The organism is Rhodococcus sp. MT28, assembly GCF_058792695.1.
In genome coordinates, this window is record NZ_JBXAFD010000003.1 from 739,068 (window position 1) to 765,238 (window position 26,171).

The 26,171-nt window shown below is 64.3% G+C and carries 22 protein-coding genes and 1 tRNA gene; 14 read left to right on the plus strand and 9 right to left on the minus strand.

Annotated features, from left to right (window positions below; translation table 11 throughout):
* Positions 1-28 precede the first annotated feature (28 nt).
* From AC1Q6C_RS16030 to AC1Q6C_RS16040, 3 genes are read left to right on the plus strand one after another with little or no spacing between them, the layout of a single operon-like run.
* Positions 29-1,534: a TIGR02677 family protein gene (locus tag AC1Q6C_RS16030; RefSeq protein WP_019748531.1), complete on the plus strand. Its 1,506-nt coding sequence runs from the start codon at positions 29-31 to the stop codon at positions 1,532-1,534.
* Positions 1,531-2,973, plus strand: a complete 1,443-nt coding sequence (locus AC1Q6C_RS16035) for a TIGR02678 family protein (RefSeq protein WP_492666701.1) — start codon at positions 1,531-1,533, stop codon at positions 2,971-2,973. Before AC1Q6C_RS16030 ends, AC1Q6C_RS16035 begins: the two co-directional genes overlap by 4 nt.
* Positions 2,970-7,145 carry a TIGR02680 family protein gene (locus AC1Q6C_RS16040; RefSeq protein ID WP_492666702.1) on the plus strand — a complete coding sequence of 1,392 codons (4,176 nt, stop codon included), beginning with the start codon at positions 2,970-2,972 and terminating at the stop codon, positions 7,143-7,145. Before AC1Q6C_RS16035 ends, AC1Q6C_RS16040 begins: the two co-directional genes overlap by 4 nt.
* A gap of 57 nt (positions 7,146-7,202) precedes the next feature.
* Here the strand turns inward: AC1Q6C_RS16040 and mshC are convergent, their stop codons facing one another.
* The gene (mshC, locus tag AC1Q6C_RS16045; RefSeq protein ID WP_047270508.1) at positions 7,203-8,444 is read right to left on the minus strand and encodes a cysteine--1-D-myo-inosityl 2-amino-2-deoxy-alpha-D-glucopyranoside ligase; all 1,242 of its coding nucleotides are present in this window, start codon (positions 8,442-8,444) and stop codon (positions 7,203-7,205) included.
* Between the two features lie 10 nt (positions 8,445-8,454).
* Positions 8,455-10,545 carry an MMPL family transporter gene (locus AC1Q6C_RS16050; RefSeq protein ID WP_225320402.1) on the minus strand — a complete coding sequence of 697 codons (2,091 nt, stop codon included), beginning with the start codon at positions 10,543-10,545 and terminating at the stop codon, positions 8,455-8,457.
* A gap of 127 nt (positions 10,546-10,672) precedes the next feature.
* Here AC1Q6C_RS16050 and AC1Q6C_RS16055 point away from each other — a divergent pair, with 127 nt between their 5' ends.
* Entirely contained in the window at positions 10,673-11,131 is a 459-nt protein-coding gene (locus AC1Q6C_RS16055) for a MarR family winged helix-turn-helix transcriptional regulator (protein WP_042450996.1), read from the plus strand.
* Here the strand turns inward: AC1Q6C_RS16055 and AC1Q6C_RS16060 are convergent.
* The 4 genes from AC1Q6C_RS16060 to AC1Q6C_RS16075 are packed head-to-tail and all read right to left on the minus strand — an operon-like array spanning position 11,128 to position 14,193.
* A complete protein-coding gene (locus AC1Q6C_RS16060) occupies positions 11,128-11,934 on the minus strand; it encodes an SCO1664 family protein (protein WP_492666703.1) in 807 nt (268 codons plus the stop codon). The two genes, AC1Q6C_RS16055 and AC1Q6C_RS16060, sit on opposite strands and share 4 nt — an antisense overlap.
* A 4-nt stretch (positions 11,935-11,938) precedes the next feature.
* Positions 11,939-12,538 carry a DUF3090 domain-containing protein gene (locus AC1Q6C_RS16065; RefSeq protein ID WP_030537532.1) on the minus strand — a complete coding sequence of 200 codons (600 nt, stop codon included), beginning with the start codon at positions 12,536-12,538 and terminating at the stop codon, positions 11,939-11,941.
* A gap of 55 nt (positions 12,539-12,593) precedes the next feature.
* Positions 12,594-13,289: a histidine phosphatase family protein gene (locus tag AC1Q6C_RS16070; protein ID WP_003946173.1), complete on the minus strand. Its 696-nt coding sequence runs from the start codon at positions 13,287-13,289 to the stop codon at positions 12,594-12,596.
* Positions 13,290-13,347: 58 nt separating this feature from the next.
* Positions 13,348-14,193, minus strand: a complete 846-nt coding sequence (locus AC1Q6C_RS16075) for an undecaprenyl-diphosphate phosphatase (RefSeq protein WP_492666704.1) — start codon at positions 14,191-14,193, stop codon at positions 13,348-13,350.
* Positions 14,194-14,421: 228 nt separating this feature from the next.
* On the opposite strand from AC1Q6C_RS16075, the gene AC1Q6C_RS16080 reads away from it, so the two are divergent.
* The 5 genes from AC1Q6C_RS16080 (at position 14,422) to AC1Q6C_RS16100 (ending at position 19,158) form a co-directional block, all read left to right on the plus strand.
* The gene (locus AC1Q6C_RS16080) at positions 14,422-15,357 is read left to right on the plus strand and encodes an aldo/keto reductase (protein WP_003946175.1); all 936 of its coding nucleotides are present in this window, start codon (positions 14,422-14,424) and stop codon (positions 15,355-15,357) included.
* Positions 15,358-15,449: 92 nt separating this feature from the next.
* A complete protein-coding gene (locus AC1Q6C_RS16085; RefSeq protein WP_003946162.1) occupies positions 15,450-16,136 on the plus strand; it encodes a biliverdin-producing heme oxygenase in 687 nt (228 codons plus the stop codon).
* Positions 16,133-17,140: a heme/hemin ABC transporter substrate-binding protein gene (locus AC1Q6C_RS16090; RefSeq protein ID WP_003946195.1), complete on the plus strand. Its 1,008-nt coding sequence runs from the start codon at positions 16,133-16,135 to the stop codon at positions 17,138-17,140. Before AC1Q6C_RS16085 ends, AC1Q6C_RS16090 begins: the two co-directional genes overlap by 4 nt.
* A gap of 63 nt (positions 17,141-17,203) precedes the next feature.
* Positions 17,204-18,298, plus strand: coding sequence for a FecCD family ABC transporter permease (locus AC1Q6C_RS16095; protein WP_050655282.1), 1,095 nt, complete (start codon positions 17,204-17,206; stop codon positions 18,296-18,298).
* Positions 18,295-19,158 carry a heme ABC transporter ATP-binding protein gene (locus tag AC1Q6C_RS16100; protein WP_007733386.1) on the plus strand — a complete coding sequence of 288 codons (864 nt, stop codon included), beginning with the start codon at positions 18,295-18,297 and terminating at the stop codon, positions 19,156-19,158. The genes AC1Q6C_RS16095 and AC1Q6C_RS16100 overlap by 4 nt, the downstream gene beginning before the upstream one ends.
* Here the strand turns inward: AC1Q6C_RS16100 and AC1Q6C_RS16105 are convergent.
* The gene (locus AC1Q6C_RS16105; protein WP_007733387.1) at positions 19,139-19,561 is read right to left on the minus strand and encodes a hypothetical protein; all 423 of its coding nucleotides are present in this window, start codon (positions 19,559-19,561) and stop codon (positions 19,139-19,141) included. The genes AC1Q6C_RS16100 and AC1Q6C_RS16105 overlap by 20 nt on opposite strands.
* Positions 19,562-19,744: 183 nt before the next feature.
* Between AC1Q6C_RS16105 and AC1Q6C_RS16110 the strand changes: the two genes are divergently transcribed.
* The 3 genes from AC1Q6C_RS16110 (at position 19,745) to AC1Q6C_RS16120 (ending at position 22,164) form a co-directional block, all read left to right on the plus strand.
* Positions 19,745-20,770, plus strand: a complete 1,026-nt coding sequence (locus AC1Q6C_RS16110) for an NHL repeat-containing protein (protein ID WP_230358690.1) — start codon at positions 19,745-19,747, stop codon at positions 20,768-20,770.
* On the plus strand, positions 20,770-21,018 hold the full coding sequence (locus AC1Q6C_RS16115; protein WP_042924722.1) for a DUF5703 family protein: 249 nt from the start codon (positions 20,770-20,772) through the stop codon (positions 21,016-21,018). The genes AC1Q6C_RS16110 and AC1Q6C_RS16115 overlap by 1 nt, the downstream gene beginning before the upstream one ends.
* Before the next feature lie 75 nt (positions 21,019-21,093).
* Positions 21,094-22,164, plus strand: coding sequence for a quinone-dependent dihydroorotate dehydrogenase (locus tag AC1Q6C_RS16120; RefSeq protein ID WP_230358691.1), 1,071 nt, complete (start codon positions 21,094-21,096; stop codon positions 22,162-22,164).
* Positions 22,165-22,222: 58 nt separating this feature from the next.
* Here AC1Q6C_RS16120 and AC1Q6C_RS16125 read toward each other — a convergent pair whose 3' ends face one another.
* Positions 22,223-22,759 carry a YbhB/YbcL family Raf kinase inhibitor-like protein gene (locus tag AC1Q6C_RS16125; RefSeq protein WP_007733394.1) on the minus strand — a complete coding sequence of 179 codons (537 nt, stop codon included), beginning with the start codon at positions 22,757-22,759 and terminating at the stop codon, positions 22,223-22,225.
* A 65-nt stretch (positions 22,760-22,824) separates the two neighbouring features.
* Positions 22,825-24,177, minus strand: coding sequence for a M20/M25/M40 family metallo-hydrolase (locus AC1Q6C_RS16130; RefSeq protein WP_003946170.1), 1,353 nt, complete (start codon positions 24,175-24,177; stop codon positions 22,825-22,827).
* 118 nt (positions 24,178-24,295) lie between these two features.
* On the opposite strand from AC1Q6C_RS16130, the gene AC1Q6C_RS16135 reads away from it, so the two are divergent.
* Positions 24,296-24,381, plus strand: a tRNA-Leu gene (locus AC1Q6C_RS16135).
* Between the two features lie 108 nt (positions 24,382-24,489).
* Entirely contained in the window at positions 24,490-26,031 is a 1,542-nt protein-coding gene (locus AC1Q6C_RS16140) for an SDR family NAD(P)-dependent oxidoreductase (RefSeq protein ID WP_030537525.1), read from the plus strand.
* Positions 26,032-26,171: the final 140 nt, after the last annotated feature.

Below are 26,171 nucleotides of genomic sequence, written 5' to 3' on the forward strand. Positions count from 1 at the left end.
AGAGGGGGCGTCTCTCGCCTACCCTGTCATGGTGGAAGAAACGAGTGCGCCCGATTACGCCGCGTACGCCGACACCAATCGACTGAAGCTGTTTTCGTTCACGATCGCGGAAAAACGGGCCGAGTACCTCTGGGTACTTCGTGCCTTCGACCATGCTCGCGCCAACTACACCGTCCTGCTGCATGCCGGAGCCGTCGCGCAAATCCTCGAGAAGATCGGTGGATCGGATCCGGCGGCCGATCTGTCGGCAGCAGAGGTCACTCCCCTGTTGGATCAGCTCCACGTGTGGGAGATCCTCGAGCGCAGCTACGACGGCACCCGCGCGGCCACGCTGGCCGAGTACCGCAATCGCCACTTCGTCTACCAGTTCGGTCAGGCCGGATACCAGGTCTATCGATCAGTCGAAGACGTTCTCGCCGCACGCCTGGACTCGGCGTCGCTCTCGCGTCTCGCTTTGCCGGACCTGCTCGCAGACATGTCCGAACTCGCCGAGGCCAACCGAAGCTCCGACGGCGATCTGATCTTCCGCAAGCTCAAGCGCCTCGACTCGACACTCTCCGACATGGCTGATCGAGCCGCGCACTTCTATCTGACCCTCGGGGACCTCGTACGGACCACGGAGATCACTCCGCAGGCTTTCCTCACGCACAAGGACGCTCTGCTCACGCACATGCGGGAGTTCAGCTCCGATCTGGCGCGCTACGCCCCCAAGCTCAAGGAAGCGATCGAGCACGTCGAATCCACCGGGGTCGATCGCATGATCCGCCTCGCCGCCGCCAGTGACGAACGGGTGTTCGTCCCGATCACCGAACGCGAAGACGACTGGGCTGCGCGTTGGCGAGGATTGACCGCCTGGTTCGTCTCCGCGGAATCGGGGATCAGCGAGTCCGAGCGTCTACGTGAGGGCACGATGAGCGCGATCGCCGCGGTTCTGGCGCTCCTTCGCCGCGTCACGGAAACCCGTCGCGGCGGCGTCAGCCGTGAGAGCCAGCTCCGGCACCTCGCCGGCTGGTTCGCCGCCACGCCGTCCGAAGACGCAGCTCATGCTCTGTTCCAGGCAGTGTTCGACCTCGGTCGTCCACGCCATCTCTCGATGGTGCATCCGGACGCCGACATCATTTCGCACTCACGCTCGTGGTGGGAGGCACCGCCGGTCGAGATCGCGCGAACACTCGCCGAAACCGGCCGCCCGCCCTCACCAGGCTTGCCGAGCAAAGTCGCCCGCAACGACGGCAGCATCCGCCGCCTGCGCGAAGAGCAGTTGGCGGCGCAACGTACGCGCAGTGCCGCGGCGCAATCCCTCGCGTCGAACGGTGTTTATCAGCGCGAACTCAACGAGCAGGAGACCGAAGTTTTGCTGAGTCTGCTCAATGCAGCACTGACCGCGCGCGTTCCGGTGGTGGGACGCGTCAAGAGCTCCACCGGTAGTGAGAACGGGGTGAAGCTGACGCTCAGTCCCTCGGACGGTTCGACCACCATCAAGACTGCTCGCGGACGAATGCATCTCGACGGCATCGAGGTCAGTGTTCGATGAGAGCTCGCGAGATCACGCCCCTAGCCCTCGATTCGTACCAACGAGCGGCGCGTGTGATTCTGTCCAATCACCTGATCACCTCGACGTACCCGGATCGAATTGCGTTGCCGCTCTTGCGCCGTTGGGCCACCGAGCTACGTGACGACTTACTGGAGCTGTTCGGATACCGCCTCGAGGTGACAGAGACCACCGCTCGCCTGTTCACGGTGTCGGATCGGCTCAACCCGTCGGCACCGGCCCGAACTGCCTCCGAGCGAACCTTCGATCGCACGCGTTACGCCTACCTGGCATTGTGCCTGGCCGCGTTGGGCCGCGCCGGGAACCAGATCACGTTGTCGGAGTTGGCGGATCACGTCGCGGCCGATGCTGCACAAGTCGACGGCGTCGAACTCTCCACCGATCGTACGTCCGACCGCGACGCCTTCGTCGACGCAGTGGGCTGGCTCGGAGTCAGAGGCGCCATCGCCCTCGCCGACGGTGACGCAAACGGCTGGGCGTCCAATCCCGAAGCGGGAGAAGCGCTCTACGACATCGACCGTTCCGTCGTCGTAGCGCTGTTCCGTCCACCGCGCGCCCTGCAGCACCTACACTCCATCCGCGGACTCCTGGCCGTCGAGACCTCGAGCGCCTCCGAGGACGACGGAATTCCTGTGGACGCGAAAGAGATCGGACGCCGAGTGCGTCGGGCTCTGGTCGAGCGGCCGGTCGTACTGGCCGGTGAACTCGATCAGCACGAATTGATCGCGTTGGCGCAGCCCAAGACCGCGTCGGAAGTCGAACTACTGACGGGGTTGGTGGCCGAGCGCCGCGCCGAGGGAATCGCGATGATCGATCCCACCGGCCGACTCTCCGACGTCCGCTTCCCGAGCACCGGAACGATCGCTCAGGTGGCACTTCTCCTGGCCGGCGAGATTGCCGACCGCGTACTCGACGTCGACGCTCCTGAACTGCCGAAACTTCCGATCCCGCACGTGTCGGACGATCACCTGATCGAACAACTCGATGCCGCCATCCCCGAGGCCGGGATCTTCGAGGACCTCGCCGACGAGGACGACGACTTCGTGCTGCCCGCCGGCGAACCGGCCGAGCCACCGCCACCCGTCACGTACCCGAAAATCGACGACGACTGGCTCGCTGACAAGGCCACCGAGTTGGTGGACCAGTTCGGGCGAACTTTCGCGGCGCAGTGGCAGGCCGATCACAACGGGCTGCGCAAGCAGGCGCTTGGGTTGCTGCAACGTCTGCGCCTGACGCATGCGGTCGACGGCGGCGTACTGGTGTTGCCCGTCCTTGCCCGGTACCGCGACGTCGTGGTCTCCGTGCGCGAACGCGATCCTCAGATCGACTTCGCGGTGGACAACTCCGCACCGGATCCGGTCGACGAATTCGGCCCCGAACCTTCCCCCAACGGCGAACTATCAGAGGTAGAGAACGTATGACCAACGCCCGCTTCCGACCTACTCGGGCTGGAATCATCAACCTCTGGGATTACCGAGACCAAGAGTTCTCGTTCGCCGACGGTCGACTGGTTCTGCGGGGACCCAACGGATCCGGCAAGACCAAGGCCCTCGAGGTCCTGTTCCCGTTCGTCTTCGACGGCCGCATCGAACCGCGGCGCCTCAATCCGTTCGCCGGTGAAGAGCGCACGATGAAGTCCAACCTGCTCTACCGGGGCCAGGACAGCGCGCACTCCTACGTGTGGATGGAGTTCTGCCGCGGCTCCCTCGAAGATCCCGAGTCGGTGACCGTGGGAATCGGCATGCGGGCAACCCGAACCAACGACAAGGTCACCCGCTGGTACTTCGTCGCCGACGGCCGCGTCGGAGTCGACTTCTCGCTGATCGGCAACGACGATCGTCCTCTCACCAAGAAGCAGTTGGCCGAACAACTCGGCAGCGATTCCATCACCGACCGTCCCCTCGACTACCGCACAGCCATCGACGCGCGAATGTTCGGTCTCGGAGTGCAGCGCTACGACCAGCTGATCAATCTCATTCTCACGCTTCGCCGTCCCCAGCTCGCGAAGAACCTCGACCCGAAGGGCCTTTCGCAGGCACTCACCGACGGTCTCCGTCCACTCGACGATCAGTTGGTCCTCGAAGCTGCGCGTTCGTTCAGCGACATGGAGGAAGTCGGCCGCGCGCTCGAGGGGCTCGCGGCCGCCGATCAGGCAGCCCAGAGTTTCATCGGGGTCTACACCAAGTACCTGCGTCAGCAGTCTCGCGGAGAGATCGAACAGGTCAGCACCCGCCTCGCAGCGGTCACCAGAGGTGTTGCCGCCATGGACGAGTCGTCGCTCGCCCAGACCCGCAGCCGTGAGGCGCAGGCAGCAGCCGAGGAGCGCTTCAACCAGGCCGAGCAGGCACTCGAGAACGCGCGCGCCAATGTCGAAGCACTGCAACGCTCGAGCGCGTACGAAGGCAAACAGCAACTCGACGACCTCGCCCAGGCCGTCGCGACGCTCAAGCTCTCGACCGAGCAGCAGGCAGACAAGTCCCGGAAAGCGCAGGCCGCACTCGCTCAACGCGGCGACGAAGCCGACAAGGCTGCATCGTCGGTCAAGCGTGCGGCCGAAGCACTCTCGCGCGCCGAGGACGAACTTCAGGCAGCAGCCGAGGACGCCGGCATCGTCTGGACTCCCCTGCCCGACGGCTCACGCAGTGACCAGATCACGGCAGCAGTCCGTGGCCATGCCGAGGAGCGTGACGGTGACGTACGCGTCGTCCGCACCGCACTGGCGACCGTCGAGAAGGCGGCGACCGAACGAACCCGGGCCGAAAACAGCTCTCGCCGTGGACAAGAGCTGCTCGAAGCGTCCAAGGCGGCTGTACTCGAGGGCGAAGCTGCCGTGGAACTCGCACGCAGTCAGTGCGCCAGCGGGCTGCGCGCGTGGTGGACCGATCACTCCTCCCTGTTTTCGGCTGTCGGCGCCGACACGTCGCTGTTCGAGGCTCTCGACGCGGCGCTCGCCGAAGTCGGCGACGAAGACGCTCCGGCGCTGTCCGCAGTTCTCGCCGAGCACACCGAAGCCGGCACCGAGACGCTGCGCGAGCGTCGACGTGAGGCCGAAGCTGAAATATCTGCCTCACACGCCTCCATCGCGGCTCTCAAATCCGAGCGCAAGGCCGTCTCGGCGGAACACGACGACGCTCCGCCTGCCTTCCACGCACGCACCGACAACCGCAGCGAACTGGGTGGTGCACCGCTATGGCAGTTGGTGCGCTTCGCCGATTCCGTCGAACCAGACGTGGCCACGGGAATCGAATCCGCACTCCAAGCGGCAAATCTGCTCGACGGCTGGGTCTGCCCGGACGAGAAGATTCCCGAGCACGTCAGCGAGCAGTTCCTGACGGCTCTGACCGTCAAGCAGCGTCCGAAGGGACGAACGCTGGCCGACGTCCTCGAGGTCGAAGGCAATGCCGACGTACCCGACGCTCGGGTACAGGACATTCTCGCGTCGATCAGTCTCGTCGAGGCGCCGGGCGACTCCGACGCAAGCGTCGCGATCGGCGTCGACGGCCGCTTCTGGCAGGGCGTCGCGCGTGGCCGGCACGTCAAGGCCGATGCCGAGTACATCGGCACCACAGCACGGGCGCGTCGACGCGAGGCTCGGATCACCGAGATCGATGCGGCTCTGGAAGAACTTGCCGCGGCAGTCGATACGGCCAAGGCACTGGTGGCGCAGACCAACGAGCAACTGAGCCGGATCAACTCTGCGGCAAAGGAATTGCCGAAGACAGGTTCGATCCTGCGCGCACTCAAGACGGTCACCGAATCTGCCGGCGCACTCCGTACTCGCTCGGAGGCCACGGAAACGGCACAACGCGAACTCGATGCGGCGATCGCTGATCTCGCGGCGAAGGAAAAGCAACTCCGAGCGACGGCGTCGCAGCACCGGACGCCGCATATCGGCCGTGAACTCGATTCCCTCGCGGCGGCGATCCGTCATTTCGAGAAGCAGGGCGAACTGGCGCTGCGCTGCCGACGGGAGCATGCCAAGGAAGTCGAACTCGAACGCGAGTCTCGCGACCGTCTCGACGAATCACGCGCCAATGCGGAGGAATTCGCCGAGGAAGCCGCCATCGCCGAGGAGAGTCTGCTCCAGCAGGTGCAGCGTCTCGAGACGCTGCGCGACACCCTCGGTGCCAGCGCCGAGCAGATCGACCTGGACCTGGCAAAAGCCCGCGCGAAGATCGAAGAATGCAAGGTCGAACAGCGTGCGGCGCGAAAGGCATACGACGCCGCCGTCCTCCAGATCGGCACGGCGGAGGGTGCGTACAACACCGCCGTGGAGACCTTGCGTCACACCCTGACCGAAACCCGCAGTGATGCAGAGCGACTCGCACCCTACGCGCGCCCGGACCTTCTCGAGTTGTTGGGCGTCAAGGAACATCTGAGCTGGCCGGCAAGTTCAGCGGCGTGGATGAGCCCCGATCAGTTGGTCTACCGCATCCAGAACGAAGATCGCAGCGAGGACGCAGCCCACCCGCCCGTCCTCCCCGAAGACGTCGACAAGTTGTACCGAGCGCTCGAGGCTGCGACCTCGGCAGTCCGAGTCACCGACGGAGCCCGCAAGGCAACCCGCACGGCACTGACCTCGGCGTTGCAGGACTTCGACGCGCAACTCGCAGCGGCCGGACAGGACTACCGTCTGCAGTGGGATGCACCGGATGGGCTGACCGTCGTACGAGTCCAGGACGATCAGGGCTATTCGTCGATCGGCGAGTTCGCAACGCGGATCCACGACGCTCGCGGCGATCAGGAGCAGTTGCTCACCGAATCCGAGCGTCGCATTCTCGAAGATGCCCTGTTGACCGGATTGGCTCAGCAGATCCACGAGCGCACGGTCGACGCACGCGAGTTGATCACACAGATGGGCACCGAGATGCGTGAGCGTCGGATGTCCTCAGGCAATACCATCGGCGTTCACTGGGTGCTCGCCGACAACCTCGACGACAGCTCGCGGGCGATCTCCAAGCTGCTGGATCGAGACGCGTCGGCCCTCGGCGTCGATGAACTAGCTACTCTGCGAGCACATTTCGCGACGCAGATCCGTACCGCCCGCGCGGCGCACCCCGAACGCTCGTACCCGGAGATTCTGTCCTCGGCGCTCGACTACCGTCAATGGCGCGTGTTCTCGTTCACCCTCATCAGCGGTGAGGGCAAGGAAGACCGTCTTACCGTCGCGCGGCACAGCGCGCTGTCCGGTGGCGAGCAGTCCGTCTCGCTGCACCTTCCTTTGTTCGCCGCGGCGCACGTCATGTTGGACTCGGCCGACCCGCACGCCCCGCGTCTGCTGGCACTCGACGAGGCCTTCGCCGGTGTCGACGACAACGGTCGCAGCGAGCTTCTCGGCTTGAGCGTTCAGTTCGACCTGGACCTCTTCATGACCGGCTACGACCTGTGGATCACGTACGCAGACGTCCCCGGCTGTGCGCACTACGACCTCGCGCACTCCACGGCCGAACAGGCTGTCAGCGCCGCGCTGCTGGTCTGGTCGAACGGTGAGCTGCTCGCCGAGCACGACGGAACGGATCTGGCGAGGGCATTGGGCTCGCCGCTACGGCGCCGGGTGCCGACACCCGCCGAAGGTGCGTTGGACTACGCCTAGAAACTGCTGTGCGCCTTTATTAACCGCGGGCGGTTAATAAAGGCGCACAGCAGGGGTTCAGCGAAGCGAAATACCCAGTAGGGCGTCAACGGCATCGGCGAAATCGCCGGGTGCCTGCGTGTCGGATCCGCCGCCCTCGATGGCGCGGCGGGCCCAACCGTCGAGCGCGTCGAGCGCCTTCGGGGTGTCGAGATCGTCGGCCAGGTGCTGACGCAAACGCGCAACAGTGTCAGTGGCAGACGGCGCAGAACCGAGAGCTGCTGCCTCGCGCCACACCTTCAGGCGCGACTGAGCATCCGCGAGGACCTGATCGGTCCACGCGCGATCCTGGCGGTAGTGGCCGGACAGAAGTCCGAGACGGATTGCCGCTGGGTCCACCCCCTCGCCGCGCAGCTTGGAGACGAAGACCAGGTTTCCGCGACTCTTCGACATCTTCTCGCCGTCGAGACCGATCATGCCGGTGTGCACATAGTGACGCGCGAATCGGCGATCACCCGTTGCCGATTCGGCATGCGCAGCCGAGAACTCGTGGTGCGGGAAGATCAGATCGCTGCCACCGCCCTGGACGTCGAAGCCGGAGCCGATGCGGTTGAGTGCAATGGCCGCGCATTCGATGTGCCAGCCGGGGCGACCCGGCCCGAAGGGTGAGGGCCACGAGGGCTCGCCCGGACGCTCCGCACGCCAGACAAGTGCGTCGAGCGGATTGCGCTTTCCGACGCGATCGGGATCTCCGCCGCGTTCGGCAAAGAACTTCTCCATCGTCGCGCGGTCGTAGCCCGACTCGTAGCCGAACTGCTCGGTCGCGTCGGCACGGAAGTAGACGTCGGGGAACTCCGCGTCGTCGACGATGTACGCGGCACCGGACGCCACGAACTTCTCCACCAACTCGACTACTTCGTTCACCGATTCGACGGCGCCGATGTAGTCCTTCGGCGGAAGCACACGCAGCGCTTCCATGTCCTCGCGGAAGAGTGCCGTCTCACGCATGCCGAGGACGATCCAGTCCTCGCCGTCGCGATTGGCTCGCTCGAACAGCGGGTCGTCCACGTCGGTCACGTTCTGGACGTAGTGGACATCGTGTCCGGCGTCGCGCCAGATGCGGTTCACGAGGTCGAACGTGAGGTACGTGGCCGCGTGGCCGAGGTGGGTGGCGTCGTACGGGGTGATGCCGCAGACGTACATCGTCGCCTTCTCGCCCGGGGTGACGGGGCGAACCTGACGGTCGGCTGTGTCGTACAGCCGCAACGGCGGCCCCTGACCGGGAACGGACGGGAGTGCGGTATCGGACCAAGACTGCATGCTGCCGAGCCTAGTGGAGACTGCTCTGAGGCTGGGAAGGTGCTGGCTGATCCTGCTCTGGTTCGGGCGTCGACGCGAGCTTGCTCGGCCACCAGATCTTCTGACCGATGTCGTAGGTCAAGGCCGGGACCAGCAAGGATCGAACGATCAGAGCGTCGAGCAGGACACCGAACGCCACGATGAACGCGATCTGGGCGAGGAACAACAGCGGGATCACCGCCAACGCCGAGAAGGTTGCTGCCAGAACAACTCCGGCAGATGTGATCACCCCGCCGGTCACCGTGAGTCCCCGCAGAGCGCCCGCCCTGGTGCCGATCTTCAGCGCTTCCTCACGCACCCTCGTCATGAGGAAGATGTTGTAGTCGATTCCCAGAGCCACGAGGAACACGAACGCAAAGAGCGGGACCACCGGATCCGCGCCGGGGAAACCGAAGATGTGGTCGAACACCAGCGACGAAATGCCCAGTGTCGCAGCAAACGAGAGCACAACGGTGCCCATGAGAAGCAGCGGTGCGAGAAGCGAACGCAGCAAGAGCGAGAGAATCACGAACACCACGATGATCACCACGGGAATGATGAGTGTCCGGTCCCGTGTCGAGGTGGTCTTCGTGTCGAGGTCGGTCGCAGTGACGCCACCGACCAATGCGTCGGCGCCCTCCACTGAGTGAACTGCATCACGCAGTCGCACGATGGTGTCTTCGGCCTCGAGCGAGTCGGCAGCGTCAGTCAACGTCGCCTGCAGGGAGACTCGCCCGTCGACAACCAGAGGCGCTCCCCCGTTCTGCACGACGCTTACGTCGCTGACACCCTCCACGCGACTGGCTGCCGCAACGGCATCCACTTGGTCTGCATTCGCGATGACCACGGCCGGTGAACCCGAACCCGCGTCGAAGTGCTCGCCGAGAATCTCCTGGCCTGCAACCGAATCGACATCGAGCAAGAAGATGTCGGACGACGAGACACCGCTGGCTTTGAACTGCGGCATCATCATCGCGAAGATCACCAGCACCAGAGTCGACGCCACCCAGAAGCGGCGCGGATGCCTACCGATTCGAGCAGCGAGCCCGGCCCAGAACCGGTGATCGTTCGCCTCGTCGTGGTGCTCGCGGTCTGCATCGAACTTCGGCTTGGTCGGCCAGTACGCCGTCCTCCCGAACAGAACCAGGACAGCAGGTAGGAAGGTCATCGATGCGAGGAAGGACGCGGCGATACCGATGGCGGCCACCGGACCGAGTCCGCGGTTCGAGTTCAGGTCGGAGAGCAACAGGCACAGAACGCCCGCGATGACCGTTCCTGCAGACGCTGCGACAGGTTCGAGCGTCGCGCGCCACGCAGTGCGCATTGCTGCGTACTTGTCCTTCTCGATCCGCAATTCTTCCCGGTAACGAGAGACCAGCAGTAGCGCGTAGTCGGTGGCGGCACCGAACACGAGGATGAACAGGATGCCCTGGCTCTGACCGTTCAGTGCGATGACGTCCGCGTCCGCGAGCAGATACACGAGCAAGCTCGACAATCCGAGTGCGAAGATCGCCGAGAAGATCACCACGAACGGCAGGATCGGGCTTCGGTAAACGATGATCAGGATCACGATCACGACGGATCCGGCTACCAACAACAGCAATCCGTCGATACCGGCGAATGCTGCCGACAGATCCGCAACCTGCCCAGCGGGGCCCGTGACCTTGACTGTCAGTCCGTCAGGGCTCGACTCCAGCGCCGCGCGCAGCGCTTTCACGCTGTCCTTGACTTCGAGGGTGCTGTCGACCGGCAGGAACATCTGGAGTGCCTGGCCGTCGGCCGACGGGATCGGCGGCGATGAGGCGTCGCCGAATCCTTCGGTACCGACAAACGAATCGACGGTCTGGGAAAGGAAGGTGGAGTCGGCGGGCTCGAGGCCACCCGGTCGTTCCGCCACGATGATGGCCGGCACGAAGCGCGTGTCCGTGAAGCTCTCTTGAAGCTTTGCCACCTCGGTCGCTTCGGCCGACGCGGGCAGGAACGACGTGTTGTCGTTCTGCTGCACCGTGCTGAGCTTTCCGGCGAACGGACCGCCGAATCCTCCGATTGCCAGCCAGCCGATCACGAGGAGAGCTGGCACAATCCATCGAAGGCGACGAACAGGACGATTTTGTACTGGTGTGCTCACTGGGTCTCCAGGGATCGGCAGCAGAGGACTTGCCGACTATTTTGTTCAGCATGCTGAGTAATTGCAAACGGAAGGCAGAAAAATGAGCAGCGACGGCCTGGACGACTGGCCCACCGGCCGGCTGTTGTCCACCGCTGCACGCCTGGTGGAGCACTCGTGGGAGAAGGTCTTGCGGTCTCAGGACATGACGCACGCGGGCCTGATCGTGCTCCACTCGATCGCCGGTGGGGCGGCGTCTCAACGCGACATCGCGAAGAACGCCCGCGTCACCGATCAGACGATGAGCCGCACGATCGACCGTCTCGAACGAGCGGGTTACGTCACTCGTGACACCGATCCGAGGGACGAGCGTCGGCGCGTGATCGCGATAACCGACGCCGGAAGACTGACGTACGAGCGACTACTGACGCTCGAGAAGGAAGATGCGGCGTTGACCGTCGGCGTCGGGGATGTCGCCGCGCTGCGCGAACAACTACTGCGATTGGTTCGCTCACCCGGATTGACGGCAACTCGCGAACAGCAGGAAACGTCTCGCGACTAGAAGGCCGGCCAGGGAATCGTTCGATGGCCGTTCGGCTCAGGCATCACAGCGGACTCGGCGAACTGCATCGCCCGCACCGCCAAGGCCACGATTTCCTCTTCGGTGATCAGTTCGGACAACTCGTCGCCGAGATCCCCGTCGAGAGTTGTCGCGAATTCGGCGACGTCGGCGATCAAAGCACCGGGTACGGGCTGCCCGGCCCACCCCCACAACACGGTCCGCAGCTTGTTCTCCGAGTGAAGACAGATTCCGTGATCAACGCCGTACACCGAGCCGTCGACGCCTTCGAGGGCGTGACCACCTTTGCGGTCGGCGTTGTTGATGAGGACGTCCAGAACGGCCATTCGCTGCAGCCGTGGATCGTCCGCATGGATCAGGGAGACTGGTTCACCCTCCGAGTCGAAGGCCTGCAGGACCTCGAACCACCCCGGCGGAACGTTGCCGGGACTGCACAGGTCCACCATCTCGAGTCCACCAGATCCATCCGCGCGGCGATCGACGGTGTCGATCCATCGCTGCACCATGCCTGGACCGAAAGGGCCGTCCCGCAACACTGTTCGCGGAATCACTCCCCAACCCAGCGCCTCGGACACGCGGTACGACGCGACCTCACGCCCCGCCAGAGTGCCGTCCGGGAAATCCCACAGTGGGCGTTCACCCCGGACCGGCTTGTAGACCACGCGGGTGGACTTCTCCCCCAGAGTCGACTCACATACCAGCGTGGCGTTGCTCGCCGTGGTGATCTGACCGATCAGAGTCAGATCACCCTCGAGCAGCACGTCCGGCACACCAGCTTCGGACACGACGTCAGACCTCGTCGTCGTCTGCGTCGTCGATCGCGAAACCGAAGGACTCGCCGCGTCGGTACCCATTGGTGCGGATGCAGACGTGCCCCTCGGGCGCCAACGGTTCACCACACAGCGGGCACGGCGCGCGTCCCGCCGCGATGACGCGTTCGGACCGCAGCGAAAACTCGCGCGCTTGCTCCGGAGTCAGGAACACACGGACCGCGTCCGGACCGTCGTCGGCGTCGTCGAGGACAACCGATTCGTCGAACTCCGTCTCGCTGACGGCAAGCAGCTCCACGACGACCGCGCCGGCATCGGCGTCCCAACCGAGCCCCATCGTGCCGACCCGGAACTCCGCGTCGAGCGGTGTGACCAGCGGGCTGAGGTCGGAGACGTCGTCGGCTTGTGGCGGAACCTCGGTTCCGAAGCGTCGATGTACCTCTTCGAGGAGTAAGCCCATGCGATCGGCGAGGACCTGAACCTGCTGCTTCTCGAGCAGCACACTCACCACCCGTGCTTCGTGCACGGCCTGGAGATAGAAAGACCTGTCACCGGGTTCGCCCACCGTTCCTGCGACAAATCGGTCAGGAGTGCGAAATACGTGAATCGCGCGCGACATTGCACCTCCTCGAGTTCGAGCAGAACATCACTGAATACCCATTATCCGTCACAGCTCACGCACCGACCTCTCCGCCGGGGACGGACTCCTGCGCGGGAGCCGAACCGTTGGTCGCGGCCTTCGCCGCACCGATCGCGGCGAGCACGTCTCCGGTGTCGTTGACGCGAAGAACGAACGGCAGTGTCGCCGTGTAGCGAATCACACTGACCGAGGCGGGCTCGGCGACGATGCGCTGGAACGAATCGAGATGCATCGCAAACGCGTCGGCGAGAACCGATTTGATGACGTCACCGTGCGTGCACGCAATCCAGACGACGTCCTTGCCGTGTTCTTCGGCCAGCCGTGCGTCGTGCTCTCGGATCGCGGCAACGGCTCGCGCCTGTACCTGGGCTAGCCCTTCACCGCCGGGAAACACTGCACCGGAAGCGTGGCGCTGCACCACTTTCCAGAGCGGTTCTTCCAAGAGTTCCTTGAGCGGGCGACCCGTCCAGTCGCCGTAATCGACCTCGATGAGGCGATCCTCGACCACCGGCGTAAGACCACGGTCGACGGCAATGGGGCCGACCGTCTGCTCACACCGCAACAGCGGCGAGCGGACGATCTCCGCGATGTCCAGACCGACCAGCCGATCGACGACGCCTTCGGCCTGTTTCCGGCCGTGGTCGTCGAGTTCCACACCCGGCGTTCGACCGGCCAGGGTATGGGCAGTGTTGGACGTCGACCGCCCGTGCCGCAGTAGGACAACTGTCATTCCACAACCCTAATGGGGCGGTGGCCGCACGGACGGGTGGTCGACGTCGAAACGGGCCCTATGTCGCGGACACGACCCCTGTGGCCAGCAACGCAAGGACGACTACGCCGAGAGCGATTCTGTATCCGACGAACCAGTACATGGAGTGATCGACAACAAATCGAAGCAGCCAGGCGATCGCTGCGTAACCGACCGCGAAGGCGATGACGGTTGCCACCAGCAACTGCGGACCGCTCGCGTTCAGACCCTCACCAGCCGGCTCGAAGGCATCCGGGAGGCTGAACAAACCGGAGGCGAGAACTGCCGGAATCGCCAACAGGAACGAGTAACGGGCTGCGGCCTCACGGGTGAGTCCGAGGAAAAGGCCGGCACTGATCGTGCCACCCGAACGTGAGACACCCGGGATGAGCGCGAGCGCCTGAGCCGAACCCATGATGATGCCGTCGCGTGCTGTGAGCGATTCGATCGGGCGCGTCTTGCGTCCGTAGTACTCGGCAGCAGCGATGACGAGCGCGAACACGATCAACATCGTGGCAAACAGCCACAGATTGCGTGCGCCGGTACGGATCTGGTCTTTGAAGAAGAACCCGAGGATGCCGACCGGGATGGTGCCGATGATGACGTACCAGCCCATCCGGTAATCGAGATCGCCCCGGTGCTCGGCATTGAACACACCTCGGAACCAGGCAGTGATGATCCTCACGATGTCGCGTGCGAAGTAGATCAGGACCGCCAACTCGGTGCCGAGCTGCGTCACGGCGGTGAACGACGCGCCGGCGTCACTGCCGAAGAATATCTCCGACACGATTCGCAAATGTCCGGAAGACGAGATGGGCAGGAACTCGGTCAAGCCCTGCACGAGGCCCAGGATCACGGCCTGGAGCCAGGTCATCGCTTCGCCCATCACTCACCGATCCCGGCTGATTCGAATGGGGTTACTGCACACAGGTTTCGTGTGTCGGGTTCACGTTTCACCGGCGCCACGCTACCGGGGCCCACGGCGCCGCGCCGCGCCCGGCACGTCCGTGTCCGAATACCCCGACTCGAGGCGAGCGCCTACTAGTCTGCACGTGGTGAGATCTCTCGGGTGCCGCACTTGCGCACACGAGTCGGGCGCGAGATGCAGGCGGTTATGAAGCACAGATCTGTCGGAACGAGCGGACTTCGGGTCTCGCGACTTGGGCTCGGCACACTGACATGGGGACGCGACACGGACGGCGACGAGGCTGCTGCACAGCTACTTGCGTTCGCCGAGGCCGGCGGAACCCTGGTCGACACCTCGCCCGCCTACGGCGCCGGTGCGGCGCAACGGATCCTCGCCGAGTTGCTCGACGACGTCGTTCCACGTGACGAACTCATCATCAGCTCGAGCGCCGGCATCGACCCCACACCGATCGGCACCGACCGCGTCGACTGCTCGCGGCGCGGATTGCTCCGCCAGCTCGACGCGACTCTTCGTGAACTCGGAACCGACTTCCTCGACATGTGGCAGGTCGCAACCTGGGATCCGCTCACGCCCGTCGACGAGGTTGCAGCAACCCTCGACTACGCCGTCTCGAGCGGCAAGGTGCGGTACGTCGGAGTTCGCGGCTACCTCGGCTGGCAGCTCGCGACGGCCGTAGGAGCCGGTGGCGCAACAACACTCGCCGCGACGCAGGCCGAGTACTCGTTGCTCGCACGCGGCGTCGAGGAAGAATTGTTCGCAGCGGCGGCCCATCACGGCGTCGGAGTGTTCGCCGCAGTACCCCTCGCGGGCGGTGTGCTGACCGGCAAGTACCGCGACGGCATTCCCGTCGATTCCCGCGGCGCCGACGAAGCACATTCGCAGGATGTGCAGAGCTATCTGACCGATTCCTCGATCCGGGTGGTCGACGCAGTCGTTACCGCTGCCGACGGTCTGGGTACTTCCCCACTGGCGGTGGCACTGGCCTGGGCGCGCGATCGCGCCGGGGTGGCCAGCGCCGTCGTCGGCACGCGTGATCTCGCCCAGTTGACAGGAGTACTGGCAACCGAAGAATTGGAACTTCCGAAAGCGATTGCCGCGGCTCTCGACGATGTGAGCGCTTGATCTGTCCCGCTGATCGAAATACCGGAGGTATCGTGTTGGCGAGGGCAGGCTAACCTAGTAGGCAACGCTTGACTACAGCCTCAGGAGAATCAATGACCACGCTCGACGTAGACAGCCTTTCCGCAGACGCAGGCCCAGCCTTCTCCGAACGAATCAAGACCGAGACGGACGCAGCACACCGCGAGACGGAGCAGTCGCGATTCGTAGGCGCACTACTCGGCGGTGAGCTGACCACGGCTGGCTACGCCGCACTTCTGGGACAGACGTACCTCGTCTACACGAGCCTCGAAGAGGCCGGCCGCACACACGCCGACAACGAGTTGGTCGCCCCGTTCCTGTCCGAGGATCTGTTGCGCGTGGCTTCACTCGAAGCCGATCTCGAGTTCCTCGGCGGACCGAACTGGCGCGACGAACTCGTGGCCCTGCCGGCAACCGAGCGTTACATCGCCCGCCTGAAGGAGGTGGCGTTCGATTGGCCTGCCGGCTTCGTCGCACATCACTACCTTCGGTACATGGGCGATCTCTCGGGCGGACAGATCATCCGCCGGATGCTCGAACGCGCCTACGGATTCGAGACCGATGGACTTCGCTTCTACATCTTCGAAGGCATCCCCAAGCCGAAGCCTTTCAAGGACGACTACCGCTCGAATCTGGATGCACTGCAGATTCCTGCCGAGGAACAGCAGCGTTTCATCGACGAGGTGAATCTGGCATACCGCCTCAACGGCGACCTGTTCGCCGACCTCGAAGGCGACATCGAGAGCTACCTCGTCAAATGATGAAGCGCTTGGCCGCGGCGGCTCTGGTCGCAGCAGCCGGTTTCGGTCTGGTGGCTTGCGGTCCCAGCGACAATTCCACGACATCTCAGGGCGCCAGAACCGCGGTACTCGAAGATTCCAGCCCGGTTCCCGTGTCCGACAACCCGACCGCGACACTGCCCGTGACGGTGAAGAGCTTCGACGGCGTCGACGTGACCATCACCGACAACAGCCGGATCGTTGCGGCCGACCGCTACGGGACGCTCGCGACGACGACGGTGGCGCTCGGCCTCGGTGACAATCTCGTCGGCCGCGACACCGCAGCCAAGTTCCCCGCAGTCGCGGACGTGCCGGTTGTCACGGTCGGCGGCCAATCGCTCAATACCGAGGCAATTCTCGACCTCAATCCCACCGTTGTTCTCACCGACACGAGTATCGGGCCCAAGAGCGTCCAGGATCAGTTGCGCGCCGCCGGTGTTCCCGTCGTCTTCTTCGATCCGACCCGAACACTCGAGGGTGTGCCAGGACAACTCCAGGCCGTCGCCGACGCGCTCGGCGTCCCCGCCCAGGGCGCGGCGCTGGTCGATCGGACCGAATCGGAAATCGCTGGAGCTCGTGACCTGGTCCCCACCGAGGGCGATCCACTGAAAATCGCATTCCTCTACATGCGCGGATCGGCCATCACCATGATCGGCGGTGAAGGGTCCGGAGCAGATTCCTTGATCGAGGCACTCGGCGCCACCGATGCAGGAACCGCCTCGGGCATCACACAACAGTTCGTGCCCATCACCAGCGAAGCGCTCATCGCCGCAGCGCCTGACGCCCTGCTGATGATGACGGACGGATTGGCATCGATCGGCGGAATCGACGGCCTCGAAAAGGTCCCTGGCATCGCGCAGACGCCGGCTGGAAAGAACAAACGAGTAGTCGACATGGCGGACGGTGTACTGCTCAGCTTCGGGCCCAACACCGGACGCGTCATGGCGGCACTCGCCGAAGCGATCTACGAGCCCGGTGGATCGTGAGCAAAGATTCGTGAGTGCTGATTCGTGAGTACAGAGACAGGTAGTTCCGAAGCAGGTAAGACTGTGTCGGCCGAGGATTCACACGACGTCGGGGGCGCCGACAAGTCGGCGTCTGCCCCCGCGTCGCGGTCGCGGGTGAGTGCGGTTCTGGTCAGCTTGACTCTCGCCCTGGTGATCGTCGCGGTGCTGTCGGCGTGCATCGGTCAAGTTCCGACGTCGCCACTCGAGGTTTTGGGCAGCATCCTGCATCGCATCGGGCTCGACCTCGGTCCGATGCCCGCCCATCCCAGCGGTGAAGTGACTTTGTGGGAGGTTCGATTCCCCCGCGTCGTGCTCGCCATCTGTGTCGGCGCGGCGCTGGGATGTTCCGGTGCGCTCCTGCAGGGTGTGTTCTCCAATCCGCTCGCAGAACCCGGAGTGATCGGAGTGTCTGCGGGCGCGGCAGTTGGCGCGAGTGCTGTCATCGTCGTCGGGGGAACGTTCGTGGCCGGCTGGGCCGTTGCTGCGGCTGCGTTCGTCGCCGGGCTGGTCACCACCGCGGCGGTCTACCTGCTGGCTCGGCACGAAGGCCGAACCGAAGTAGTGACGTTGGTGCTGACGGGCGTCGCGATCAACGCGTTCGCCGGCGGGCTCATCGCGTTCTTCACCTTCGTCGCCAGCCCGTCCGCTCGCGATCAGATCGTGTTCTGGCAACTCGGCTCACTCAACGGCGCTTCCTGGAACGCAGTCCTGATCGTGGCGCCGATGACCGTCGTCGGGATCGCCGCGACGATGATGATCGCCCCACGTCTCGACCTGCTGGCGCTCGGTGAACACGCGGCCCGTCATCTGGGCGTCAACGTCGAACGGCTTCGCCAGTTCGCGGTACTGATCGTCGCTCTCTTGGTCTCGGCGAGTGTTGCCTTCACCGGCATCATCCTCTTCGTCGGTCTGGTCGTTCCGCACCTGATGCGCATTCTCGTCGGACCTGGCCACCGCGCGCTGATTCCGGCGAGCGCCCTCGCCGGCGCACTGGTTCTGCTTGTCGCAGATCTGGGCTCGCGGTCGCTGATCGACAACGCAGACCTGCCCCTCGGAATGCTGACCGCTCTGGTGGGCGGCCCCTTCTTCTTCTGGCTTCTCCGACGCACGCGCGCGCAACAGGGCGGGTGGGCATGAGCAGCCTCGTAAGAAACTGGCGCGAACTGTTCGGCCGCGTCACCCCCGAACCGAAGAGCCCAGCCGTCGGTGATGTCACCCTCGAGGCGCGCGACATCACCGTCGAACGCGGTGGTCGGCAGATTCTGGAAGGCGTGTCCATCGAAGTCCGGGCAGGCGAGCTAGTCGTTCTCGTCGGACCGAACGGCGCCGGTAAGTCGACTCTTCTTGCGGCGTTGGCCGGTGATCAGCCCGTCATCGCTGGGCGGGTGGACGTTGACGGCACCGACCTCACTCAGTGGTCGCCGATCGACATGGCGCGCCGACGCGCGGTGCTCCCCCAGAAACACACCATCGGATTTTCGTTCAGCGCTCGCCAGGTGGTTCGTATGGGACGTGCGCCATGGACCGGAACTCGCCGAGAAGACCGCGACGGCGCTGCTATCACCGCGGCGATGAAGACCTGCGATGTCGAGGGGTTCGCCAATCGGCCGTTCGCCGTGCTGTCCGGCGGCGAGCAGGCGCGGGTCGCGCTGGCCCGGGTACTGGCACAGGAAACGTCGACCATCCTGCTGGACGAGCCGACTGCAGCTCTCGATCTCGGACACCAGGAGGCGGTGATGTCCGTGGCGCGCGCTCGCGCTGCGGACGGCGATGCCGTCGTCGTCGTTTTGCACGACCTCGCGTTGGCAGCGGCGTACGCGGATCGGATCGTCGTGCTCGAAAACGGCCGCATCGCCGCTGACGGTCCCCCGGAATCGGTGTTGCACGAAGAGCTTCTGACCCGCGTCTACGGTTATCCGGTCGAGGTGTTCCCGCATCCGACAACCGGAGCAACGCTGGTCATCCCGCGCCGAGAATTCACCGAACAGAATCGATGATCGATCCCAGCCTGTTCAGGACGGCTCTCACCGTCGGCAGGCTGCGGCCGTCGCCCTCACGAACTCCGTCACCGGGACCGGGCTGTGACCAATCAGCCTCCGTGGACAGAACTGCGTCGCGGACCACACCGGCGATGCTTCGCTCGTCGGTCAGATCGATGTCGGTCACCGATCGCTCCGCGGTGGCGACAACGTCTGCAGGGGTCGGCACACTGTGCTCGCAGTATTCGCCGTATACCTCGACGAACAGCATGCTCTTTCGTACGCGGAACGCGAAAGTTCGACCGTCGGACCTGCCGAAACCGTGTGCGTGAGCGCCGACGGTGAGGTCCTCGATCTCGAAGCCCGGCCGCGCCGGTTCGGGCGACTGCGCGCCGGAATCAGTGGGTTCTGTGGGAATCACAATGATCTCCTCGGTGATTGCAGCGTCAACCGCAACCGCTGTTCGTACGGTATCGCGTCAGGGGTGTGAGCGGAATGGTCGGTAGTTCCTCGACGCGATGAACGGCGCCCGACTGCGATCAGGGATGATCGATGACAGTCGCACTGCGTGAAGAACAGATGACAAGAAAAAGAGGAACTACACATGGCTCGCCTAGGGATCCGCACCACTGCAGCAGCAATGGGGGCGGCGGTTCTTCTGGTCACAGGATGTTCTTCCGGAGATGGCGGAGACGACCTCATCACGATCGATCCCGCAACGGCAGCGGTCTCACCGGCCACCACCAGTACCCCGGACGGCGTGGTTCACCCGTATTCAGGTCTGATCGATTCCATCACATTCGACCCGATCACGCGCAGCGCTGTAGTGGTTGCCAACGACCCCCGTTCGGTGCTGGTCGTTCCTTCGGACAGTTTGGCCGGCGCCGACCCCGCCTCCGCAGGTCGTCCAACAGCCCTGGATTCCGACGTACGCGACGTTTCGATCGGCTCTGACGGTAGCGCTCTTCTGTCGATGGATCGCCAGGTAGTGAAGCTGAATCTGACTTCGGGCGAACAGACGTCCATCCCGGTAGACGGGCAGGCGAATTCAGCGGTCGAACTCAACGACGGCCGCATCGCGATCGGCACGGACAATGGTTCAGTTCACATCGTCGACCCGAAGACCGATCAGTCACAGACGGTTTCGGGATTCGCATCCGTCGACGAACTCGCGGTCACCGGCGACAACCTGAGCGCCCTCGATCACCGTCAGACCTCGTTGACGGCGATCAACCTCGAAGACGGCAAACTCGGCGTCGCTCTCCGCGCCGGTGAGGGCGCAACTCATCTGGCCACCGATCGCTTCGGACGCATTCTGGTCACCGACACCACCGGCAACGAACTGCTCGTCTTCACTGCCGATCCGCTCCTGATGCACCAGCGCTACCCCGTCGGCGAGTCGCCGTACGCCGTTGCCTACGACGAGACCGCGGATCGGGTGTGGGTGACACTGACCGCGACCAATGAAGTGGTCGGCTTCGATCTGTCGTCCGGCATCCCCGTGGAGACCGGACGGTTCAAGACGGTGCGACAGCCGAATTCGTTAGCCGTAGACTCTTCCAACGGCAATCTGATCGTCGGATCGGCAACCGGTGACGGGCTGCAGGTCATCCCGTCACGGGAGAACTGATGGAAAAGCGTACGCGCGGGATCCCCGTGCAGTGGGAGACGTCGGACGACAAGTTCGACTACGTGCCGCTCCGGCTACCGCCGAACGTTTCGCGGGTCACGGCGTCGATGCGCCTGGCGATCTCCGCCGAGTTCGGCGGATGGGAACTCTCCCGAGTCCGTCTCTACCCCGACGGCAGTCGTCGCGTGCTCCTCAAGCGAAAGAAGACGCCGCTGCACGTGACCGATCCGGACGGCATTCAGCACTGATCGTCCAACAGACGACCAGGGCCCGCCGCTGTCGAAACCGCTGACAAAATCACACCATCGAAGAGCTGGAGAATCGTGTACCAACTGCTGCTGAGCCTGATGTTCCGGGTCCCACCGGAACGCATCCACCACATTGCCTTCACCGCGATGAAACTGGTGACACGGTTCACTCCCCTTCGCTGGCTGGTCGCAAAAGTCCTTGTCGTCGACGACCCGGTTCTGCGGAGTCAGGCATTCGGTCTGACGTTCCCGGCACCTCTCGGCCTCGCCGCAGGATTCGACAAGGACGCCACCGGCGTCGACGCCTGGGGCCCGTTGGGATTCGGTTTCGCCGAGGTCGGAACAGTGACGGCCCAGGCTCAGCCCGGTAACCCCGCGCCGCGTCTCTTCCGTCTTCCGGCCGACCGCGCTCTGATCAACCGGATGGGCTTCAACAACCACGGCGCTGGTCACGCGGCGAATTTCCTGCGACAACGCCGCGTCACGGTGCCGATCGGTGCCAACATCGGCAAGACCAAGATCGTCGAAGCCGCCGACGCCGCTGCCGACTACACCGCCAGCGCGCAGCTTCTGGGTCCGCTGGCCGACTTCATGGTCGTGAATGTCAGCTCGCCGAACACGCCCGGACTCCGTGATCTGCAGGCCGTCGAATCACTGCGCCCGATCCTGCAGGCCGTGCTCGACACCGTCAGCGTGCCGGTACTGGTGAAGATCGCGCCCGACCTCTCGGACGAGGACGTCGACGCGGTCGCCGATCTGGCAATCGAACTCGGGCTTGCCGGAATCGTCGCGACCAACACCACGATCCGTCGCGACGGTTTGAAGACCCCGGACGCCGAGGTAGCTGCACTCGGCGCAGGCGGGCTGTCCGGTGCACCGGTCGCCGAGCGCTCACTCGAAGTACTTCGGCGCCTGTACGTCCGAGTGGGCGACAAGATGACCATCATCTCGGTCGGCGGTATCGAGACGGCCGATCAGGCGTGGGAACGGATCCTCGCCGGCGCGACACTGGTGCAGGGATACACCGGCTTCATCTACGGCGGACCGTTCTGGGCTCGCAGCATCCACAAGGGGATAGCCAAGCGCGTCCGCGCAGCCGGCTTCTCGTCAATTGCCCAGGCTGTGGGAGCTGAGAACCCTCGCTAGAAACTGCTGTGCGCCTTTATTAACCGCCCGCGGTGAAGAAAGGCGCACAGCAAAGTGACTATTCGACCTCGAACGTCCCGGTCAGGGTTGCACGCGCAATCGCGTGATGGAACACGTTGAAACCGAGGAACGCCGGCGACGAATCAGGGGTGACTCCGTCGAGCGTCTCCACGTCGAGGGCATGCACCGCGACGATGTAGCGATGCGGACCGTGCCCGGGAGGCGGGCCTGCACCGATGAAACCGAACCCACCACCGTCGTGGCGGAGGGTGACGGTTCCGGCGGGCAGGACATCGCTGTCCGCCGCGCCGGCACCGGCCGGGAGCTCGGTGACGGAAGCGGGGATGTTCGCCACGGCCCAGTGCCAGAACCCCGACGCAGTCGGTGCGTCCGGATCGAACACCGTCACCACGAAGCTCTTCGTCTCGGCCGGAAAGCCGGACCACGAGAGCTGCGGTGAGATGTCTTCGCCACCGGGGACACCGAAGGCTCCACTGGCCTGAGCAAGCTTCAGCGGCTGGCCCGCAGTGATGTCGTCACTGGTCAGCTCGAAACTCGGCAACTTCGGCAATGGTTCGTACGGATCGTGCGCCATGCGAATCCTTTCTGTGACAAGAGAGCTCGATGTGCGTCGAGCTCACGGATCTATCTACGTGCTCGTCAGGAATTGAGCAGGAAATGTTCCAGAACACGTGTCCCGAACAGTAGTGCGTCCACCGGAACTCGCTCGTCGACGCCGTGGAACAGCGCGCTGAAATCCAGCTCGGGCGGCAACTGCAAAGGTGCGAAGCCGAAGCAGCGAATGCCCAGTTTCGCGAATGCCTTCGCGTCGGTTCCGCCGGAGAGCATGTACGGAACTGTGCGAGCCTCCGGATCGTGGGCGAGGATCGCCTCGTTCATGGCGTCTACGAGGTGGCCGTCGAACGTTGTTTCGTACGAATCCAGCTTGGTGATCCACTCGCGGGTCACGTCGGGACCGATCAGTTGGTCCACCGTTCGCTCGAATTCGGCCTGACGTCCCGGCAGCACGCGGCAGTCGAAGACCGCCTCGGCCGTCTGCGGAATGACGTTCGCCTTGTATCCGGCCTTGAGCATCGTCGGGTTCGCCGTGTCACGGAACGTCGCGCCGATGATGTTGGCGATCGTGCCCAGCTTCGCGAGAGTCCCGTCGATGTCGGGTGATCCCGGATCGAAGTCCAATCCGGTCTCCTCGCCGACGGCGGTCAGGAACTCCGCGACCGAATCCGAGATCACGATCGGGAACTGGTGGGCAGCAAGCCTCGAGACCGCGCCGGCGAGTGTCGCGACTGCGTTGTCGTCGTGGAGGAAGGAGCCGTGTCCGGCGCGTCCCTTGGCAGTCAGACGCATCCAACCGAGGCCCTTTTCCGCAGTCTCCACGAGGTAGAGCCGGCGGTCGGTTCCGTCAGGCCGCGGAACCGTCAGCGAGAAACCGCCGACCTCACCCACGGCCTCGGTCACTCCCTCGAACAGATCCGGGCGGTGCTCGACCAGCCACTGGCATCCGTACTTTCCGCCCGCTTCCTCGTCCGCCACGAAAGCGAACACCAGATCACGCGGCGGTACGACGCCTTCCGCCTTGAACTGTCTGGCGAGGGCCAGGATCATCCCGACCATGTCCTTCATGTCCACGGCGCCGCGCCCCCAGACGTAACCGTCCTGGACGGTGCCGGCAAAGGGATGGACGCTCCAGTCGGCGGGCTCGGCCGGAACTACGTCGAGGTGACCGTGAAGCATCAACGCACCACGACCCGACTCGGCTCCCTTCAAGCGAGCAAAGACATTGCCTCGGCCGGGTGCTCCGGACTCGACGTATTCCGTCTCGTAACCGACTTCTTGAAGCTGCGCGGCAACCCACTCCGCGCACGCACGCTCGCCTTTGGTGGTTTCGAGTTCTCCCGTGTTCGAGGTGTCGAAGCGGATGAGGGAACTGACCAGTTCGACTACTTCTGCTTCGGCTCTGCTCGGATTCGGATTATTCGGGGTTGTGGTCATTCCACTTTCCTACCATCGAATCAAACGACGCGGGCGACCGGAATGCCCCGCAACCTGGCGATTTGGGGCAGCTCACCTAATCGGATACTCTTTCCCAGCACCGAGAAATCGGGGCCGAGTCCGAGTGGCGGAATGGCAGACGCGCTAGCTTGAGGTGCTAGTGTCCTATTAACGGACGTGGGGGTTCAAGTCCCCCCTCGGACACTCTGTGTTGAGACAGACAGGAAAAGCTCCGGTTCATCGAACCGGAGCTTTTCTCGTAATTGGCGAAGTTCCCGCACCAGGGAACAGTCCGCGCGAGCGGCGATCGAGATGGAACAGAAGTTCGAAGTGGATACAGACACCAAGAAGTCGGATGCACTGCAGGCAGATTCGCTGGAAACAGCCGATTCAGAATCTGCTCGAGCCGAACTCACCGGACTCGACCCCGCGGAACTCGAAATCTGCCTGAAGGTCCTTTCCGAAGCCGCCGAACTCGACGACGAGCATCCCGATTCGATCACCATGCAGCGCGCTGTCGGCCATCTGTTCAAGCGACTCAAGAAGAAGCGTCGCCTCGCCTCGCGCGCAGCCGTCAACGAAGCCGACCGCCGAGTGGTCGCTGCGACTGCCACCGGTTCACCCGATCGCATCGACGACGAGACCGCAGGCATTCCGATCAAGTCGAACACCGCGGGCGCTTCCGCCGGCACGCTCATCAAGGCGCGGCCGTGCTACATCTGCAAGCAGCGCTACACCGCAGTCGACGCCTTCTACCACCAACTGTGCCCCGATTGCGCTGCCACCAGCCGCAGCAAACGTGATGCCAGCACTGATCTCACCGGCCGACGCGCACTTCTGACCGGCGGCCGCGCGAAGATCGGCATGTACATCGCGTTGCGCCTGCTGCGTGACGGCGCACATCTGACCATCACGACGCGATTCCCCAACGACGCGATCCGCCGATTCAAAGCGATGGAAGACAGCAACGACTGGATTCACCGTCTGCGCATCGTCGGCATCGACCTCCGCGACCCCGCCCAGGTTGTTGCACTCGCGGATTCCGTTGCCGCACAGGGTCCACTCGACATCCTCATCAACAACGCCGCGCAAACCGTCCGACGCTCCCCCGGTGCCTACGGCGCTCTGGTCGACGCCGAGTCCGGTGCGCTTCCCGCCGGTGAACTGCCTGATGTCCTGACTTTCGGCAAGACGAGCGACGCCCACCCCGCGGCTCTGGCCGGATCGCTGTCGGACGTCGCAAGCATCACCTCCGGAAATCTGTCCGCCGACGCGGTCAGTTCACTCGCCCTCGTCGCCAAGTCGGCGTCACCCGATCGCATCGAGCAGGGCATCGCCATCGACGCGGGCGGGCTGCTGCCCGACCTCGCGCACACCAACAGCTGGGTTCAGACCGTCGAAGAGGTCGATCCGATCGAGCTTCTCGAAGTCCAGCTCTGCAACTCGGTCGCGCCCTTCATCCTCGTTTCGCGCTTGCGCCCGTCGATGGCTGCGTCCGCTGCGCGACGCAAGTACGTCGTGAACGTTTCCGCCATGGAAGGCCAGTTCAGCCGCGCGTACAAGGGCCCTGGCCACCCGCACACCAACATGGCCAAGGCAGCACTGAACATGCTGACCCGCACCAGCTCCAAGGAAATGCTCGACGACGGCATCCTCATGACCGCCGTCGACACCGGCTGGATCACCGACGAACGCCCACACTTCACCAAGATGCGGTTGGCCGACGAAGGTTTTCACGCACCACTCGACCTCGTCGACGGTGCCGCCCGCGTCTACGACCCCATCGTTCAGGGTGAACTGGGCGTCGACCTGCACGGCTGCTTCCTCAAGGACTACAAACCCTCGCCGTGGTGATCGGCAGCACGCCGCATTCGTGATGGGCAGCACCCAGCCGCCCCGATGTGGCGATCTCGTCACCCCCGAACCCCCGTGTCGAGTAGCTCATTTCAGGTAGAGCACAGCATTGCAGGCGATAATGGAGCCGACACTGCTCA

Excerpts from the sequence above, each read along its gene's own strand:
- AC1Q6C_RS16115 (WP_042924722.1), top strand. The coding sequence starts at position 20,770 with ATGGAAAAGCGTACGCGCGGGATCCCCGTGCAGTGGGAGACGTCGGAC.
- AC1Q6C_RS16085 (WP_003946162.1), top strand. The coding sequence starts at position 15,450 with ATGACCACGCTCGACGTAGACAGCCTTTCCGCAGACGCAGGCCCAGCC.
- AC1Q6C_RS16040 (WP_492666702.1), top strand. The coding sequence starts at position 2,970 with ATGACCAACGCCCGCTTCCGACCTACTCGGGCTGGAATCATCAACCTC.
- mshC (WP_047270508.1), bottom strand. The coding sequence starts at position 8,444 with ATGCAGTCTTGGTCCGATACCGCACTCCCGTCCGTTCCCGGTCAGGGG.
- AC1Q6C_RS16075 (WP_492666704.1), bottom strand. The coding sequence starts at position 14,193 with ATGGGCGAAGCGATGACCTGGCTCCAGGCCGTGATCCTGGGCCTCGTG.
- AC1Q6C_RS16080 (WP_003946175.1), top strand. The coding sequence starts at position 14,422 with ATGAAGCACAGATCTGTCGGAACGAGCGGACTTCGGGTCTCGCGACTT.
- AC1Q6C_RS16110 (WP_230358690.1), top strand. The coding sequence starts at position 19,745 with ATGGCTCGCCTAGGGATCCGCACCACTGCAGCAGCAATGGGGGCGGCG.
- AC1Q6C_RS16035 (WP_492666701.1), top strand. The coding sequence starts at position 1,531 with ATGAGAGCTCGCGAGATCACGCCCCTAGCCCTCGATTCGTACCAACGA.
- AC1Q6C_RS16140 (WP_030537525.1), top strand. The coding sequence starts at position 24,490 with ATGGAACAGAAGTTCGAAGTGGATACAGACACCAAGAAGTCGGATGCA.
- AC1Q6C_RS16130 (WP_003946170.1), bottom strand. The coding sequence starts at position 24,177 with ATGACCACAACCCCGAATAATCCGAATCCGAGCAGAGCCGAAGCAGAA.
- AC1Q6C_RS16030 (WP_019748531.1), top strand. The coding sequence starts at position 29 with ATGGTGGAAGAAACGAGTGCGCCCGATTACGCCGCGTACGCCGACACC.
- AC1Q6C_RS16125 (WP_007733394.1), bottom strand. The coding sequence starts at position 22,759 with ATGGCGCACGATCCGTACGAACCATTGCCGAAGTTGCCGAGTTTCGAG.
- AC1Q6C_RS16100 (WP_007733386.1), top strand. The coding sequence starts at position 18,295 with ATGAGCAGCCTCGTAAGAAACTGGCGCGAACTGTTCGGCCGCGTCACC.
- AC1Q6C_RS16055 (WP_042450996.1), top strand. The coding sequence starts at position 10,673 with ATGAGCAGCGACGGCCTGGACGACTGGCCCACCGGCCGGCTGTTGTCC.
- AC1Q6C_RS16090 (WP_003946195.1), top strand. The coding sequence starts at position 16,133 with ATGATGAAGCGCTTGGCCGCGGCGGCTCTGGTCGCAGCAGCCGGTTTC.
- AC1Q6C_RS16070 (WP_003946173.1), bottom strand. The coding sequence starts at position 13,289 with ATGACAGTTGTCCTACTGCGGCACGGGCGGTCGACGTCCAACACTGCC.
- AC1Q6C_RS16065 (WP_030537532.1), bottom strand. The coding sequence starts at position 12,538 with ATGTCGCGCGCGATTCACGTATTTCGCACTCCTGACCGATTTGTCGCA.